This is a genomic window from Lebetimonas sp. JH292, from assembly GCF_000523275.1.
GTDB lineage: Bacteria > Campylobacterota > Campylobacteria > Campylobacterales > Nautiliaceae > Lebetimonas.
Map to the genome: position 1 here is coordinate 29,809 of NZ_ATHQ01000002.1, position 15,995 is coordinate 45,803.

The 15,995-nt window shown below is 32.8% G+C and carries 20 protein-coding genes, 1 tRNA gene and 1 pseudogene; 17 read left to right on the forward strand and 5 right to left on the reverse strand.

Translation table 11 applies throughout. From position 1 onward, the window contains the following. Positions 1-182: 182 nt before the first annotated feature. A complete protein-coding gene (locus tag DZ64_RS13560; protein WP_236618753.1) occupies positions 183-575 on the reverse strand; it encodes a DUF2905 family protein in 393 nt (130 codons plus the stop codon). Between the two features lie 61 nt (positions 576-636). Between DZ64_RS13560 and leuC the strand changes: the two are divergent. The 6 genes and pseudogenes from leuC (at position 637) to DZ64_RS0109395 (ending at position 5,330) form a co-directional block, all read left to right on the forward strand. Beyond that, a pseudogene (leuC, locus tag DZ64_RS14260) lies at positions 637-1,928 on the forward strand (3-isopropylmalate dehydratase large subunit). A 38-nt stretch (positions 1,929-1,966) separates the two neighbouring features. Beyond that, complete coding sequence (locus DZ64_RS0109375; RefSeq protein ID WP_024790322.1) at positions 1,967-2,746, forward strand: undecaprenyl-diphosphate phosphatase; 780 nt, start codon at positions 1,967-1,969, stop codon at positions 2,744-2,746. Positions 2,747-3,076: 330 nt separating this feature from the next. Further along, positions 3,077-3,859 (forward strand): APC family permease, encoded by a 783-nt coding sequence (locus DZ64_RS11660; RefSeq protein ID WP_236618754.1) that lies wholly within the window; start codon positions 3,077-3,079, stop codon positions 3,857-3,859. A 10-nt stretch (positions 3,860-3,869) separates the two neighbouring features. After that, a complete protein-coding gene (locus DZ64_RS13865; protein WP_255327562.1) occupies positions 3,870-4,001 on the forward strand; it encodes a hypothetical protein in 132 nt (43 codons plus the stop codon). Then, positions 3,998-4,969 (forward strand): agmatine deiminase family protein, encoded by a 972-nt coding sequence (locus DZ64_RS0109390; RefSeq protein WP_024790323.1) that lies wholly within the window; start codon positions 3,998-4,000, stop codon positions 4,967-4,969. Before DZ64_RS13865 ends, DZ64_RS0109390 begins: the two co-directional genes overlap by 4 nt. Next, entirely contained in the window at positions 4,941-5,330 is a 390-nt protein-coding gene (locus tag DZ64_RS0109395) for a hypothetical protein (RefSeq protein ID WP_024790324.1), read from the forward strand. Before DZ64_RS0109390 ends, DZ64_RS0109395 begins: the two co-directional genes overlap by 29 nt. Positions 5,331-5,509: 179 nt before the next feature. Here the strand turns inward: DZ64_RS0109395 and DZ64_RS0109400 are convergent, their stop codons facing one another. Genes DZ64_RS0109400 through DZ64_RS14265 form a run of 3 tightly spaced genes read right to left on the reverse strand, consistent with a single transcriptional unit; the run spans position 5,510 to position 6,448 of the window. After that, entirely contained in the window at positions 5,510-5,821 is a 312-nt protein-coding gene (locus DZ64_RS0109400) for a cupin domain-containing protein (RefSeq protein ID WP_024790325.1), read from the reverse strand. Then, complete coding sequence (locus DZ64_RS11185) at positions 5,784-6,188, reverse strand: MqnA/MqnD/SBP family protein (protein ID WP_156922669.1); 405 nt, start codon at positions 6,186-6,188, stop codon at positions 5,784-5,786. Before DZ64_RS11185 ends, DZ64_RS0109400 begins: the two co-directional genes overlap by 38 nt. 44 nt (positions 6,189-6,232) lie before the next feature. After that, positions 6,233-6,448, reverse strand: a complete 216-nt coding sequence (locus tag DZ64_RS14265; protein WP_156922670.1) for an MqnA/MqnD/SBP family protein — start codon at positions 6,446-6,448, stop codon at positions 6,233-6,235. Between the two features lie 11 nt (positions 6,449-6,459). Here DZ64_RS14265 and DZ64_RS0109410 point away from each other — a divergent pair, with 11 nt between their 5' ends. From DZ64_RS0109410 to DZ64_RS14270, 10 genes are all read left to right on the forward strand, one after another. Beyond that, on the forward strand, positions 6,460-6,681 hold the full coding sequence (locus DZ64_RS0109410; protein ID WP_024790326.1) for a MoaD/ThiS family protein: 222 nt from the start codon (positions 6,460-6,462) through the stop codon (positions 6,679-6,681). Positions 6,682-6,743: 62 nt separating this feature from the next. Further along, entirely contained in the window at positions 6,744-7,172 is a 429-nt protein-coding gene (locus DZ64_RS0109415) for a molybdenum cofactor biosynthesis protein MoaE (protein ID WP_024790327.1), read from the forward strand. Positions 7,173-7,213: 41 nt separating this feature from the next. Further along, positions 7,214-8,404, forward strand: a complete 1,191-nt coding sequence (locus DZ64_RS0109420; RefSeq protein ID WP_024790328.1) for a molybdopterin molybdotransferase MoeA — start codon at positions 7,214-7,216, stop codon at positions 8,402-8,404. 11 nt (positions 8,405-8,415) lie between these two features. Further along, the gene (gene nspC / locus DZ64_RS0109425; protein WP_024790329.1) at positions 8,416-9,528 is read left to right on the forward strand and encodes a carboxynorspermidine decarboxylase; all 1,113 of its coding nucleotides are present in this window, start codon (positions 8,416-8,418) and stop codon (positions 9,526-9,528) included. Positions 9,529-9,585: 57 nt separating this feature from the next. Beyond that, the gene (locus DZ64_RS0109430; RefSeq protein WP_024790330.1) at positions 9,586-10,038 is read left to right on the forward strand and encodes a TM2 domain-containing protein; all 453 of its coding nucleotides are present in this window, start codon (positions 9,586-9,588) and stop codon (positions 10,036-10,038) included. Between the two features lie 3 nt (positions 10,039-10,041). Then, on the forward strand, positions 10,042-10,785 hold the full coding sequence (locus DZ64_RS0109435) for a DUF996 domain-containing protein (RefSeq protein WP_084029433.1): 744 nt from the start codon (positions 10,042-10,044) through the stop codon (positions 10,783-10,785). A 51-nt stretch (positions 10,786-10,836) separates the two neighbouring features. Then, entirely contained in the window at positions 10,837-13,014 is a 2,178-nt protein-coding gene (gene topA, locus DZ64_RS0109440) for a type I DNA topoisomerase (RefSeq protein ID WP_024790332.1), read from the forward strand. After that, positions 13,011-13,523, forward strand: a complete 513-nt coding sequence (locus DZ64_RS0109445; RefSeq protein WP_024790333.1) for a metallophosphoesterase — start codon at positions 13,011-13,013, stop codon at positions 13,521-13,523. The genes topA and DZ64_RS0109445 overlap by 4 nt, the downstream gene beginning before the upstream one ends. Positions 13,524-13,549: 26 nt before the next feature. Beyond that, complete coding sequence (locus tag DZ64_RS0109450; RefSeq protein WP_024790334.1) at positions 13,550-14,578, forward strand: TIGR00341 family protein; 1,029 nt, start codon at positions 13,550-13,552, stop codon at positions 14,576-14,578. After that, positions 14,508-14,810: a ribbon-helix-helix protein, CopG family gene (locus tag DZ64_RS14270; RefSeq protein ID WP_162147547.1), complete on the forward strand. Its 303-nt coding sequence runs from the start codon at positions 14,508-14,510 to the stop codon at positions 14,808-14,810. Before DZ64_RS0109450 ends, DZ64_RS14270 begins: the two co-directional genes overlap by 71 nt. 248 nt (positions 14,811-15,058) lie before the next feature. On the opposite strand, the gene DZ64_RS0109465 is transcribed toward DZ64_RS14270, so the two are convergent. Further along, positions 15,059-15,131: transfer RNA gene (locus DZ64_RS0109465), tRNA-Lys, on the reverse strand. 32 nt (positions 15,132-15,163) lie between these two features. Here DZ64_RS0109465 and DZ64_RS0109470 point away from each other — a divergent pair. Continuing rightward, the gene (locus tag DZ64_RS0109470) at positions 15,164-15,994 is read left to right on the forward strand and encodes a biotin synthase (RefSeq protein WP_024790335.1); all 831 of its coding nucleotides are present in this window, start codon (positions 15,164-15,166) and stop codon (positions 15,992-15,994) included. Position 15,995: the final 1 nt, after the last annotated feature.

The window sequence follows — 15,995 nt, forward strand, 5'->3', positions numbered from 1 at the left end:
TTGATTTATATAAATATACTTCAAGTGGAAAGTTAAGTTTAAGTTTTGCCATTTTTGAAGTTTTTCTTTTAACTTATTTTTTATCTATGTTTTTAATTCTGCAAAGTGTAATGTGAGCTAAAAAGGGTTTATCGTTTTTTAAATTAAACTTTTTATTTATTTCTTTATTTATTAAATCATTCTTAAACATGCAAATCTAAAATTTTATTTTTTATTTTGTATTTCTCCGGTTCGTCTTCTCCAATAAATTTATGCGTTAAATGTAAATTCCACCCTTCCACCCATTTGCCATCAATCACATCTTTAAAATCGTTTTTAATAGCTTGATAAATTGGCAATTTTATTGGAGTTGCTATAAACAGTCTCAATGCATAATCCTTGATATGATATAAAAAATAGCACTTAAAACAATTGAAATTAATAATTGATGATGTGATTGGAAAATAAAAACTAAAATTTTCTTTTTGAATCACAATATCACCCGGCAGATGAAACAGCGGAAAATCTTTAAAAAAATATAAAATAAGACCAATTATTATAAAAACAACTCCTGTAAAAATAAAGATTTTAGCCATTTATCACCTTTTTGTTATTATTATAGCAAATTGATATAATTCCAATAAAAAAAGGATTTTTATGCCTATGACAATTACTGAAAAAATATTTGCTCAGCATTTAGGTAGAGTTGTTAAACCTGGTGAAATTATAATGTGTGATGTTGATATGACTATAGGAAATGATATAACGACTCCAATTTCTATTAAAGCTTTTAGAGAAAGTGGAGCAAAAAAATTAGCAAAACCTGATAATTTTGCAATAGTTTTGGACCATTTCATTCCCCCAAAAGACATTGCAAGTGCAAATCAGGCAAAAATAAACAGGGATTTTGCATATGAGCATAATTTAAAAAATTTTTTTGATGAAAAAGATATGGGAATTGAACACAGATTATTGCCGGAAAAAGGGCTTGTAATTCCGGGGGATGTAATAATAGGTGCTGATAGCCATACTTGTACTCACGGAGCACTTGGGGCATTTTCAACAGGTATGGGAAGTACCGATATTGCATTTTGTATGATTACAGGAAAAAGCTGGTTTAAAATACCAGAAAGCATAAAAGTGGTATTTACTGGCAAAAGAGGTGAGCACGTTTATGGAAAAGATTTAATACTTGAGTTAATCAGAAGAATAGGAGTTGCCGGGGCGTTATATAAAGCTCTTGAATTTACAGGCGAAGTAATAGAAGAATTGCCGATGGATGACAGGATGAGTTTGTGTAATATGGCTATTGAAGCGGGTGCAAAAAACGGAATTATTGCTTATGATAAAATAACTGAGAAATTTTTAAAGAAGAAAAAAAACTTAATCCATTGAGGTCTGAGCCTAAAATCCACTATTCAGATCCTGATGCTAAATATTCAAAAATAATTGAAATAGATGTAAGTAAACTTGAGCCGCTTGTTGCTTATCCATTCCTGCCAAGCAATGGAAAACCGATTAGCGTTGCTGTAAAAGATAATATTAAAATTGATCAGGTGTATATCGGAAGCTGTACAAACGGAACTTTAAGCGACCTTAGAACTGCAGCAAACATTCTAAAAGGAAAAAAAGTTCATAAAAGAGTTAGGTTAATAGTAACGCCTGCAACCCAGAGAATTTACAAACAGGCTGAGCATGAGGGAATCCTCGATACGTTAATAGATGCGGGTGCTGTTGTTGCCAATCCTACCTGCGGAGCTTGTCTTGGTGGATATATGGGGATATTGGGAGACAGAGAAAGAGCTGTGGCTACAACAAACAGAAACTTTAGAGGTAGAATGGGAAGCAGGGAAAGTGAAGTGTATCTTAGCAATTCAGCAGTAGCTGCTGCAAGTGCGATTGCAGGTAAAATTGCTGACCCGAGGAAGTATATAGTGAGTGGTGAGTAGTGAGTTGTGAGTGGTGCATTATGAAATAAGGAGAATTTATGAATATAATTGACAGTGTTATTTTAGGGATAGTAGAGGGAATAACAGAATTTTTGCCTATTTCTTCTACTGCCCATTTGATTATAACTTCAACCCTTTTAGGATTAAAACAAACTCTTAGCAATGTAGCTTTTGAAGTTATTATTCAATTAGGCGCTACTCTTGCAATTGTTATGATTTATCTAAATAAAATTAATTTTAAAGAATTTGAACTCTGGAAAAAAGTAATTTTAGCTTTTTTACCTCTTGCAGTTATAGGATTTCTTCTTAGACATCAAATAAAAGAGCTTTTTACGGTTACAACTGCAGCCTGGATGTTTATAATAGGCGGGATTGTCTTTTTTATAGTTGAAAAACTGTATAATGAAGAAAATAAAATAGATGATGTTGAAAAAGTTAGCTACAAACAGGCGTTTATAATAGGTGTTTTTCAGGTATTTGCCTTAATTCCGGGCACCAGCAGGAGCGGTGCTACTATTGTAGGCGGAATGCTGGGCGGCCTTAGACGAAAAACGGCGGCGGATTTCAGTTTTTTGCTTGCAATTCCCACAATGTTTGCGGCAAGCGGATATGAATTTGTAAAAAACATCTCTTCTTTTAAAGACCAAAACGGCTTAATTTTGGCTGTTGGATTTATTATAAGTTTTATTTCAGCCTATATTGCCGTTAAATGGTTTTTAAAATTTGTTGAAAAATATACGCTTATTCCCTTTGGAGTTTACAGGATTGTTTTTGGACTGGCTCTGATTTATTTGATTCACATAGGATTTATTGCATGAAGAAAATAGGATTTTGGGAAGCCTATTCCATAGGTATCGGCGGTATGATAGGAGGCGGTATTTTTGCCGTTTTGGGACTTACAATCCGGCGGGGCTCCAATTTCATTTATTTTTGCGGGCATTATAGCCCTTATAACTTCTTATTCATATGCCAAGCTTTCTGTCAGATACCCATCAGAAGGCGGAACGGTTGAATTCTTGGTGAGGGCTTTTAAAAATAACCTGTTTACAGGTCTGCTTTGTTTTTAGGCGGTGAAATGGATTTGGCCAAAAAAATATTTATAGTTATAGTAATTTCATTTTTTACCATAATTAATTTTTTTGGTGCATATGGAGAGTTTATTAAATTTAATGACAGGCGGTCTTATAATATTTTTAGCTTATGAGGGGTTTGAACTTATCGCAAATACAGCCCAGGATGTGGAAGATCCTGAAAAAACACTTCCAAAAGCCTTTTACGCAGCTGTGTCTACAACTATTTTTATTTACGTTTTAGTCAGTATTGTAAAGGTAGCAAATGTATCTTACGAAGATGTTCAAAAATACCAGGATTATGTCTTGGCTGTGGCGGCCAAACCTTTTTTGGGAAAAGCGGGATTTATATTAATAGGAATTGCCGCACTTCTATCCACTTCTTCCGCTATTAACGCCACATTATACGGGAGTGCCAGGGTCAGTTATCTGATAGCCAAATTTGGGGAACTTCCAAAAAATTTAACTAAAAATATCTGGAAACACGGAACCGAGGGTCTTTTAATCGGAAAATATTTCAATTGCAGGAAGTCTGGGATTTTTTTTTCTTTTGTTAATCTTGCCAATTTTAAACTTTCAAAATACACAGATTCTAATCCTTTTATACCGTTGGCTGGATTTTTAGTTTCTTTAGTTTCTATCATTACTTTAATATCTTATAATTTAAAAACAAATCCTAATTCCCTTGCTTCATCCTTTGTAGTGTTGGTGCTTACTTTTTTGTTTGAGGTCGCTTACAGGTTTTTTACAGACGTGAGGCTTAAAGAAACTGTTGTGCTGAAAAATATAAAGAAAAAATTTCATCCGCCGTTAAAAACAGTGTTTCTGATTCTGAAGTTTATCTTGTGGGTAAATATATGATAAATTAAAAGTGGAAAAAATAAACAGTGCCGTGGAAAAAATAGAAAAAGATTTGAATTTACCGATATATAGCCCCTTTAATATTAAAGTTTTAAATAAATCTCAAAAAAATCAACTTCCAAAAGAAAATAAAAAACTATGAATTATTTAGTGCCTGAATGGGAAAAGCAAAGTTTTGTACAACTTGTTTTTCCACATAAAGAAACTGACTGGATATGTTGTTTAAATGAAGCACTAAAGACTTTCACTGAAATTGCGTATGCAATTGCTCAGTTTCAAAAGGTGTTAATCTGCTATTGGGATGAAAATACGATAAAACATTTAAAACATAAAAATTTTATTTTTAAAAAAATTCAAAACAATGACACATGGGCAAGAGATTTTGGAGCTATAAGTATAAAAATAGATAATAAAATTAAACTTCTTGATTTTAAATTTAACGGATGGGGGTTAGAATTTCCAAGTAATTATGATAATTTAATTAGTAGAAAAATTTTTCAAATACACAAAAGTTATAATTTTGTTTTAGAGGGTGGAAGCATAGATACAAACGGGGAAGTTTTACTTACCACATCTAAGTGTCTGCTTGAAGAAAACAGAAATTATCCGATGAGTAAAACTGAGATTGAAAGTTTTTTAAAAAGTGAACTTTTTGTAAAAGAAGTTATTTGGCTTAATCACGGATTTTTGGAAGGGGATGATACAGATTCACATATTGACACTCTTGCAAGATTTGTAAATAAAGATACGATAGTTTACTCTTTATGTGAAGATAAAAATGATATTCACTATAATGAACTTAAAAAAATGGAAAAAGAGCTTAAAAAAACAAAGTTTAATTTAATCCCTCTACCTCTTCCTTCTCCTAAAATATATGAAGGTGAGAGACTTCCTGCAACGTATGTCAATTTTTTAATAATAAACAATGCGGTGCTGCTTCCTGTTTATGAGGATGAAAAAGACAAATATGTTTATGATTTGTTTTGCGAAATTTTTCCGGACAGGGAAATAATTCCTATTAATGCAAATGTGTTAATCAGACAGCATGGAAGTGTTCACTGTATAAGTAAAGAGTATTTTAATGAACCTGAGCAAATTATCATTAGATGAGCTAAAAGAGCTGCTTGAAGAGGTAAAAGCTGAGATTAAAAAAAGAAAAACAAATTGGTTTTCTTTTAAAACTCCCAAATGTTTTAACCCTTTAAAACACGGTCCGGCTTACATTGCAAAACTTTATATGGTGGATGAGCGGATTGAGAGGGAATTTTTTAACGACAATGGAAAAGAATGGTGTAAAAAGAAAAAATATTACAAAACTTCGTGGGATGTTGAGCTTAATGAAGGCGATGTAATTGAATGCAGGCTTGAAAACGGGGGCAAATTTGACAAAAGAGAGTGGTATATAGTGGAAAATGGAGAATTACAACCTCTTAGCGATTTAAGCGAGGCTATTGAAAAACTTAAAAACTAATAGTTAGTAAAAAACTACAAAGATAAAAATATTACAGCTCAATGCTTCATTTTGCTAACGCACCATTCAAATTTTGCTAAAAATTGCAAACAGCTACGCAGCCCTTACGGGTTAAATGCAATTTTTTAACGCAAAATTTTCGTTAAATTCCGCAACGCTGTAATATTTTTACTTTTTCGTTATTTAAAAGTATTATATATATGAATAGCAAGCCAGATGGCAATTTTTTTGGTTTTTAAAAGAGTATGCGGTGTATTTGCAGGAATAAATAAAGTATCTCCACTTTTTAGCTTTTTAACAACTCCGTTTATTTCTATTTTGGCACATCCTTTTAGTAAAACCACAAATTCATCCTCTTTTTGAATAAAAGTTTGTGGTGTTTTTAGAGTGTTTGAGATAATTTTTTTAATTTCAATGTTTTTGTGTTTTAATAAAGTTTTAAATAGTTCGTTGTCAATTTCTGGTAATTTTTCTATTTCGTAAATATTCATCTGATTTTCTCCAAAACAGTTTAAGGGCTTTTTTCTCCCTCCATCCGAGAGGATAATAAATAATATTGTCTAAATAATCTTTTGCCTCTTTTGTGGAAATTCCAAGTCTTGTAGCATATTTTTTAAGTGTAAGAAAAGGCACTTTTTGTTTTTTTCTTAAAAATTTATTTATCAGTTTTTTATATTCTTTTTGGTTTTTATTTGCGCAAAAAAGAGCAAATACAAAAGGAAGTTTATATTTTTGATACCAAATTTCGGCTAAATCAATGCAGTTTTTTTCCCTGAAAGCTTTGTCTCCTATTACAACCTGCCCTTTTAAATTTAAAACATTTTTTAACATATTGGATGTTTCGCTTTCAGTATCCATCCCTTCTCCCGGGCACAATAGAACCGTTTTTACTTTTCTTTTTGCTACAATCCCCGCATCAAAACATTGTTGTTTTTTGCCCGGATGGAAGAGATAAAGGCGGCTTCGATTTTTCTTTTTTTATATAATTGATTTATATTTGAAGGAACGCCCTTTATCATAAATATATTATTTTTTTTCAAAAATTGGTAAAATGGTAAAAGGTTTAAATAATTGATATGACCGATTTTCATATTGACCTTTTTTTGAAATTTTAACATAAAGGAATCAAATGGTAAAAGTAGAATTTTTAGGACCAATTAACAAAAAAGCCATAGAAGTGGAAGTTAAGAGTCTAAAAGAATTAAGAGAAATTTTGAATAAAGACAAAAATTTAAAAAAATGGCTTGAAAATTCGGCTGTAGCTTTAAATGATAAATTGATTAATACGCTTGAAATAGAATTAAAAGACGGAGATAAAATATCTATTTTACCCCCTGTTTGCGGTGGGTGAAATAGTGAGTGGTGAGTAGTGAGTGGAGAATGCAAAATAAAGTGAAAAATGAAAGGAATATGATGGTTGAGGTTTTTAAAGGCGGTGTTCCCGTAATTGAAACGCTTGAGAGATGGTATGAAAATTTTAAATTGGAAGGTTTTGGCGCAATGATTCCGTTTATCGGCATAGTCAGACCCGATAAAGGGATTGATGGGCTTAGTTTTGATTTATATCTTCCTATGCTGAATCAGTGGTTTAAAAAATGGACAAATTTGGAAGATGCGAAAATAATGATGGCCCACAGTTTTGGTGACGTTATGGTGGGGGAAACAAGCTTTTTGTGTGCGGTTTTTACAAAACACAGGCGTGAGGGCTTTAAATATTTAGAAGAATTTGTAGAAGATTTTAAAGCAAATGCACCAATTTGGAAATATGATTTAATTAATGGGAAAAGGGTTTTTGCAAGCGATAGGGCAAAACCACTGCCACAGGCTGGGATACTTAGATAGTTAAAAGTTAAAAATGAAAAGTTTAAAATTAAGGAGATAAAATGGCACATATAAGTTTTGAAGAGTCACAAAGAATTTTAAAAGAGAATTTACCAGAAGTTAAAGATATTGAAAAAGTTTTTTTGGATAACGCCCTGAATAGAATTTTAGCCCAAGATATAGTAGCAAAATATGACAATCCTTATATGCCGACCGCTTCTATGGACGGGTATGCAATAAAATATGACGACATCGACAAAGAAATAAAAATAATAGGCAAAAACCCTGCCGGAAGTTTTGAATTTAATAAAATAAGTAACGGCGAAACCGTTAAAACATTTACAGGTTCGTTTATGCCGGAAGGGAGTGATACTCTTGTCCCTATTGAAAATGTTGAAGTTATAAATGACAGATTAATAATAAAAGAAAAAGTTGAAAAAGGGTATTCAGTGAGACCTGTGGGGGAGGATTTTAAAAAAGGGGAAATTTTATTAAAAAAAGGGACTATAATAAAAGCCGGTGAAATTGGCGTTTTGGCAAGTTTAGGAATAAGCAGCGTATATGTGGTAAGAAAACCTGTTGTTTCAATTATTACCACCGGGGAGGAAATTGCAGATATTAATGATGAAGTAAGGCTTGGGCAAATCAGAAGCTCCAATAATTATACCCTGAATGCTCTTGCACGAAGTTTGGGGTATGAATCTCATAATTTGGGAATTGCTGGGGATAAAAAAAATGAAATAAAAGAAAAAATTTTAAATGCGCTTGATTCAAGTGATATTGTTGTTACCACGGGGGGTGTCAGTGTGGGGGATTTTGATTTTGTAAAAGAAGTTACGGGTGAATTTGATGTTTTGTTTCACGGGGTCAATATAAAGCCTGGCCAGTGGATTATGGTGGCAAGGGCCGGCAGTAAATATATAGTTTCGCTTCCAGGGTTTCCATACAGTTCGTTTGTTACGTTTCTTTTGTATGTTGCTCCTATTGCCGACAGTTTTGAAAATAAAAAATCTGTTGAATTCTTAAGTGCAACTCTAAGGGATGATTTTAAAAAGGTTTTTAAAAAAACACAGTTTGTTGCTGTGAATTTATCTTTTGAAAATGGTAAATATATTGTAGATATTAGAGGTAAAAAAAGCGGCAGCAGTGCCATTTTGACCAATCTTATAACAACAAAGGCCCTGATGTGGCTTGATGAGGGGCTTTATGAATTAAAAGCGGGAAGCGAAGTTAGAATTATTAAATTTTATTAAAAAGGATTTAAATGATAAAAACTCCGGCTTATATAATAGAAGAAGAAAAATTAGAAAACAATTTAAAAATACTTGAATATGTACAAAAACAGGCAAATTGTAAAATACTTTTGGCTCTTAAAGGATATGCCGCATGGTCTACATTTGATTTATTGGAAAAATATTTAAGCGGAGCTACCGCGAGCGGTCTTTGGGAAGCAAAGCTTGGGAATATGAAACCCTGGGAAGTTCATACCTACTCACCAGCATATAAAGAAGATGAAATAGATGAAATAGCCGATATTTCCCATACAGTTGTTTTTAATTCATTTAATCAGCTTGAAAGATTTGAAAACAGGGTTAAGGATAAAGCTTTAATAGGGCTTAGGATAAATCCCGGTGTTTCAAGCGCCCCTGTGGCGCTTTACGACCCTTGTGCCCCTTTTAGCCGTCTTGGAATTACAAAGGAAAATTTTAAAGCAAATAAATTAAAAAATATAAGCGGTCTGCATTTTCATGCTCTCTGCGAGCAGTTAGACACTGCTTTGGAGAAAACTCTTGAAGGGTTTGAGAACAATTTCGGTGAATACATTAAAGATATGGAATGGGTAAATTTTGGTGGGGGTCATCATATTACAAGAAAAGAATATAATGTTGAAAATTTAATAAAATTAATTAAGGAATTTAAAAACCGTTATCCTAATATCAAAGATGTTTATCTCGAACCGGGCGAAGCGGTAGGGCTAAATGCAGGATATCTTGAAACAGAGGTGCTTGATATAATTGATAACGGAATGAAAATAGCAATTCTTGACACTTCGGCGGAAGCCCATATGCCTGATGTCCTTGCTATGCCTTACCGCCCGGAAGTTAGAGGCGCTGGAAAAGGGGGTGAGAAAAAATATACTTACAGGTTTGGTGGAGTTACATGTTTGGCCGGCGATGTCATAGGAGATTATAGCTTTGATGAGCCTCTAAAAGTAGGAGATAGGGTTATATTTGAAGATATGGCAATTTATACTTATGTGAAAAACACTGCATTTAACGGGGTAAGACTTCCTTCAATTGTAATAAAAAGAAAAAATGGAGAGTTTTTTGTATCCCGTGAATTTCATTACGAGGATTTCAGGGATAGGCTCAGTTGATTTTTTAATAAATAATTAATATAATTTTTAAGTCATAAAAAATTAAAGGAGAAAGAGATGAAAGGAAAAGTGTTAGATTTTAATCTTCAGGAGGGAAAAGGTGTAATAAGCGGAGATGACGGCAAAAGATATGAATTTGAAATAAAAGAGTGGAAAGAACAGACTCCTCCGCAAAAAAACGATACTGTGGATTTTGAAGTAAATGAAGAAGGCAGGGCTGTAGGAATTTATTATGATTTGGAAAATTCTCCTTCATCAGGTGAAAAAAGTAAAATAGTTGCATTTTTATTGGCTTTCTTTTTAGGAGGTTTTGGAATACACAAATTTTATTTGGGATGTAATAAAGAAGGCATAATAATGTTGGTTGTTTTTCTTGTGGGTATTTTTTTAGCGGGAATTCCTTCTTTTGTAATTGCGGTAATTGCATTTATTGAATCATTAATATATATATTTAAATCTGATAAAGATTTTGAAGAAATTTATGTTAAAAATAAACGATGCTGGTTTTAATAAATGAAAGGAAAAGTGTTAGATTTTAATTTTCAGGAGGGGAAAGGTATAATAAGCGGGGATGACGACAAAAGATACGAATTTGAAATAAAAGAGTGGAAAGAACAGACTCCTCCGCAAAAAAACGATACTGTGGATTTTGAAGTAAATGAAGAAAAAGCACTAAAAATTTATCTGTTGGAAACTCCGGATAAAAAAATAAAAGAAAATATTAAAACATTTGGAGGCAGCGGGGGAGTATTGCTGCTGATAGCCGGATTTTTTTCACCCATTCCACATATAGGGGCGGCTATTTCTTTGCTTGCGAGTGTGGTCGGGTTTATACTGATGGCTATTGCAATCAAGCAGCTTTCCGAATTTAAAAAAGATGAAAAAGCTTTTAAAAATTTTATAATAGCAACAGTGCTTTATTTTGTAAATTCTTTTCTGTTTTTATTTTTGATACTCGGTTTTATTATTGCAATAATTGCCGGAAGCGACAATTCTTCCGATGAAATGACTTCCGTTTTGGTTTTTGTCTCAATAATAGGAATTGTGTTATATATTTTGGGTATAGTTAGTTCGCTGTTTTTTAAAAAATGTTTTAATTCTTTAAGCAAAATAACAAATGAAAAAATGTTTTCAACGGGTGGAAATCTTATTTTTATCGGAAGTTTTTTAACAATAATACTTGTTGGTTTTATAATTATATTAATAGGCTGGATTTTTGTTACCGTGGGATTTTTTTCTTTAAATTCAAACAGTTAATTTGACTTTTTTTCTTTTCATAAATATAATTGCGGCTAAAAAAGGCCTGTATTGAGTAAGAATTTGATAATAGTAGAATCTCCCGCAAAAGCAAAAACAATTAAAAATTTTTTAGGTAAAAATTATGAAGTTGTGGCGAGTAAAGGGCATATAAGGGATTTGCCCAAAACTTCTTTTGGTATAAAAATAGAAGATGATAAATTTTTTCCTCAGTATCGCGTTACCAAAGACCATCAGGATATTGCAAAAAAACTGAAAGAACTTGCAAAAAAATCAGAAAATATCTATATAGCCACTGATGAAGACAGAGAAGGTGAGGCGATAGGGTTTCACATAGCAAACGTAATAGGCAAAAATCCGGAAGAACTTCCTAGAATTGTGTTTCATGAAATTACAAAAACCGCTATAAAAAATGCATTAAAAACACCAAAAAAGCTTGATATTAACAGAGTAAACGCCCAGCAGGCAAGAAGACTTCTTGATCGGATTGTGGGTTATAAACTCTCACCCCTACTTAATAAAAAAATTCAAAAAGGTTTAAGCGCCGGCAGGGTTCAAAGTTCTGCTCTTAAACTTATAGTGGACAGAGAAAGGGAAATCAAAGCGTTTGTTCCTCAGGAATACTGGAGTATAGAAGGTGTTTTTAAAAACAAGGCCGGAAGTTTAATTAAATATAACGGCAAAAAACTTGATAAATTTGATATAAAAACAAAAGATGAAGCGGGAAAAATTGTAAATGAATTAAAACCTCTTGAATATACAGTAACTAAAATAGAAAAGAAAAAAACAAAAGTAAAATCCCCAGCTCCTTTTATGACTTCAACACTTCAGCAGGTTGCAAGCAGCGAGCTCGGATTTGGCCCGAGAAGAACAATGCAGATAGCGCAAAAACTTTATGAAGGTGTTAAAACCCCTGTGGGCGAGACTGGTATTATCACCTATATGAGAACTGACAGTTTAAATATTGCAAAAGAAGCCCAGGATGGGGCAGTGAAATTTATAAAAGAAAATATAGGTGAAAATTATGCCCAGGCTAAAACATACAAAACTAAATCATCAGGTGCCCAAGAAGCACATGAAGCAATAAGACCGGTTGATGTGAGACTGACTCCGGAGGATTTAAAAAACTATTTAACTAAAGATGAATTAAAATCATATACTTTGATTTATAACAGATTTTTGGCATCTCAGATGAAAGATGCCGAATATGAAACTCAAAATATTTATATTTCCAATGAATTAGGTGAATTTAAAATAAGCGGTAAAAAACTGATTTTTGACGGATTTTATAAAGTTTACGGAAAACCGAGCGCAGATGAATTATTACCTGAATTCAGTAAAGGCGAAAAATTAAAACCGGATGATGTAAAAGCAACCCAGCATTTTACAAAACCGCCTGAAAGATACACGGAGGCAAGTCTTATTAAAAAACTCGAATCTCTTGGAATCGGAAGGCCTTCCACTTACGCCCCGACCGTCACTTTGCTTCAAAACAGAAATTATGTTGAGGTAAAAGATAAAAAACTTTTTCCGACAGAAATTGCCTTTAATGTTATTGAAACGCTTGAAAAACATTTTCCAAATATAGTGGATGCGAATTTTACTGCGAATATGGAAGAAATGCTCGATAAAATTGCGGAAAACAAAAAAGACTGGCAGGAAGTGTTAAAAGAATTTTACAAACCTTTTATGGATATGATTGATAAAGGATATAAAGAAATCCCCTCACAAAAAATTGCAAAACCAATTGATGAGACATGCCCTTTATGCGGGGCGCCTCTTGTTATCAGAAAAGGGAGATTCGGAGAGTTTATAGCCTGCAGCAGCTACCCGAAATGTAAATATACAAGGCCATTGGAAGAAGAAAAAGTAAAAAAAGCCGATGTCAAATGTGACAAATGCGGGGCCGACATGGTTATTAAAAAAGGAAAAAACGGGGAGTTTTTGGCATGCAGCAATTATCCGAAATGTAAAAACACAAAACCGCTTAACCCTCCCGAAATTCTTGAAGATGTAAAATGCCCGGAATGTGGCGGGGATATAATAAAAAGAAAATCCCGTAGAGGCGAGTTTTACGGTTGCAGCAATTATCCGAAATGCAAATTTATTTCCAAATATCGTCCCACCAATGAAAAATGTCCGGAATGCGGATATTTAATGGCCAAGCGTACATACAGGGGAAAAGAAGTACTTGAATGTATAAAATGCAAAACAAGGAAAGATATTTGAAAATAGGTATTATTTCAGATACACATAAAAAACCGGGAAGGGCCAAAAAAGCAATAGATTTGCTTTTGAGCAAAAATATAGAATTTATGCTTCATGCGGGAGATATTGTTAGAGTCGAAGTTTTGGAATATTTAGAAAAGAAAATCAGATATGTGGCTGTTCTTGGTAATAACGACCACCATTTATACAGTGTAATTGATAAATATAATCTTGTAACAGAACCTTATTATTTTAAACTTGCAAACAAAACATGGAAATTAATGCATTATCCAAAATATATGTTTCCTTTGGAAACCGATATAATTGTTTACGGGCACACGCATGATGTGGATATAAGCTATAACGGTAAAAATTTGATTCTTAATCCGGGTGAAGTTTGTGCAAGAGACCACGGATTTTCTACATGTATGACTTTGGATATTGAGCCTCATAAATATATTGTAACGCTTTATTACAGAAAAGTTGGTGATAGTGAATGGAAAGAAAAGAAAAAAGAATTTATTTTTTAATGCTATAATTAATAAAAAGAAAAATTATGGAATTAAGATTAATTGAAGCTGTTTTACCAAAAGAAAAAAAAGAAGATATACAAACCTTGCTTTCAAAAGAAAATATTGTCGATTTTTGGCGTGAAGAAATTGTTGAAGATAAAATTATTTTTCAAATTTTGGTAGATGCGATATTATCCGAAAAACTGATTGATAAGCTTTCAAGAAAATTTTCAAAAGACGAGAGATTTAGAATTGTCAGCATGGATGTAAAAACAACCCTTCCGCTCCCCCAGCAGGAAATTTCAAAAACCAAACACATAAGAGTAAGTATTCCGGAACTTTACAATGCCATTGTTTCATCGATTGAAATAAATTATATTTTTATAACAATGATTGTTCTTTCAACAATAATTGCAGCATTTGGGCTTTATAAAAACAGCGGGGCAATTATAATCGGCGCCATGGTGATAGCCCCTTTGCTCTCTCCCAATATTGCCGTTTCGTTTGCCACGGTTTTAGGAGATTTGGAACTTGAAAAAAAAGGAATTGCGGCTTTTTTGATCGGCTGTTTTATTGCTCTGCTTTTATCGGTTGCAATAGGGTTTTTTCTAAATATTGATGTTGACAATTTTGAAATAAAAAGCAGAATAGCTGTAAATTATCCTGATTTGATTATTGCTTTTGTTTCAGGGGTTGCCGGAACATTGGCGTTTACCACAGGTCAGATGATGGGACTTGTGGGTGTTATGGTTGCAATTTCCCTGCTTCCCCCTTTGGTTAACACGGGATTATTAATATCTAACGGATATTTTTTATATGCAACAGGGAGTTTTTTACTTTTTTTGGCAAACTTTGCAAGTTTAAATCTTGCCGGTGTTTTGACATTTTTGTTTCAGGGTGTTAAACCGAGAAAATGGTGGGAAGAAAAAAAAGCAAAAGAGCATAGAATAAAAGCTATTATTTTATGGATGATTTTAATTTTTATTTTAATATTTGCAATTTTTGCGGAAAAAAAATTTTTGGCAAAGAAAAGACTGTTTCAGGAGAATAAAATATTTTATTTTAAAAAGTGACCCGTGTATCTACTGTTATAATTGTTCTGATTATTTAGGTATTAGGCTTGATAAAGAATTAGAGAATAAACTTGAAACAATAGTAAAGCAGACTAAAAAATCAAAAAGTTTTTTTATCAGGGAGGCTTTAAAAGAATATCTTCAAAAGTTAGAAGATGAAGAGATTTTAAAAATAGAGTATCTTATGAAAAATCCGGGGGATAAAAGAATTAAAAGCCATTCAAAAGGTTAAAAGTGAAAATATTCTTATTGATTTATTAGATGGAAAAAGAGAAAAATTGACTTTTTTAGAACTCATTTAGAATATTATTTATATACCAGTTGCGATATATTTAACCACAATTAATTCTATAACTCCTATAAAGTAATAAAGAAGCCAAACAAGCCATTGATTTAATGAATGAAGATAAAAAATTTAAAGACTTTGAAGAAAAAACTAAAATCGGATTATATGATATTGAAATATTTTATTTTAAAAAGTGACCCGTGTGGGAATCGAACCCACAACCCTCGGATTAAGAGTCCGATGCTCTGCCAGTTGAGCTAACGAGTCGTGTGGTATAATTATATCAAAAAAGAAGGTTTATGGATAAAGTATATTTATGTGCTATATCAAATATTAGAAGCGGGGCGTGCAGGGAAGACTGCAGATTTTGTACCCAGAGTGTCAAATGGGGTGCTAATATAAACAGATACAGGGAAAAAAGTATTAAAACTATTGTTTATGAGGCAAAACTTGCAAAAAAAAACCGGGCAAGCGGATTTTGTCTTGTTACAAGCGGGAAAGGTCTTGATGACAAAACACTTGAATATGTAGGCAGGGCAAGTAAGGCAATACTCAAAGAAGTGGATATAACTATTATTGCATGCAACGGAATTGCAAGCAAAGTTGCATTAAAGGAACTTAAAAACTGCGGTATAAAAATTTATAACCACAATCTTGAAACAAGTCAGGAATATTATCCTAAAATCTGTTCAACCCACAGCTGGGATGAAAGATTTAAAACATGTGAAAATATAAAATCAGTGGGTCTTGGACTTTGCTGCGGAGGAATTTTTGGAATGGGAGAAAGTGAAGAGGATAGAATAAGTCTTATTAATTCACTAAAAAAACTTAATCCTGAAGGAATACCGATAAACTTTTTTATAGAAAATCCAAAACTGCCTCTAAAAGCAACCCACACAAAAGAATTTGCAGTTAATATAATTAAAAAAATAAGGAGCGAATTTCCAAATTCCATTGTAATGATGGCGGGAGGCCGGGAAATTGTATTTAAAGAGACTTGGATTGAAGGAATAAAAGTAGGTGCTAACTCTATAGTTATCGGGGATTATCTGACAACAAAAGGCGAGAGACCCGACAGGGATATAGAAATATTAAAAAAAGAAAATATAGAGATAGCAAATGCATGCTGAG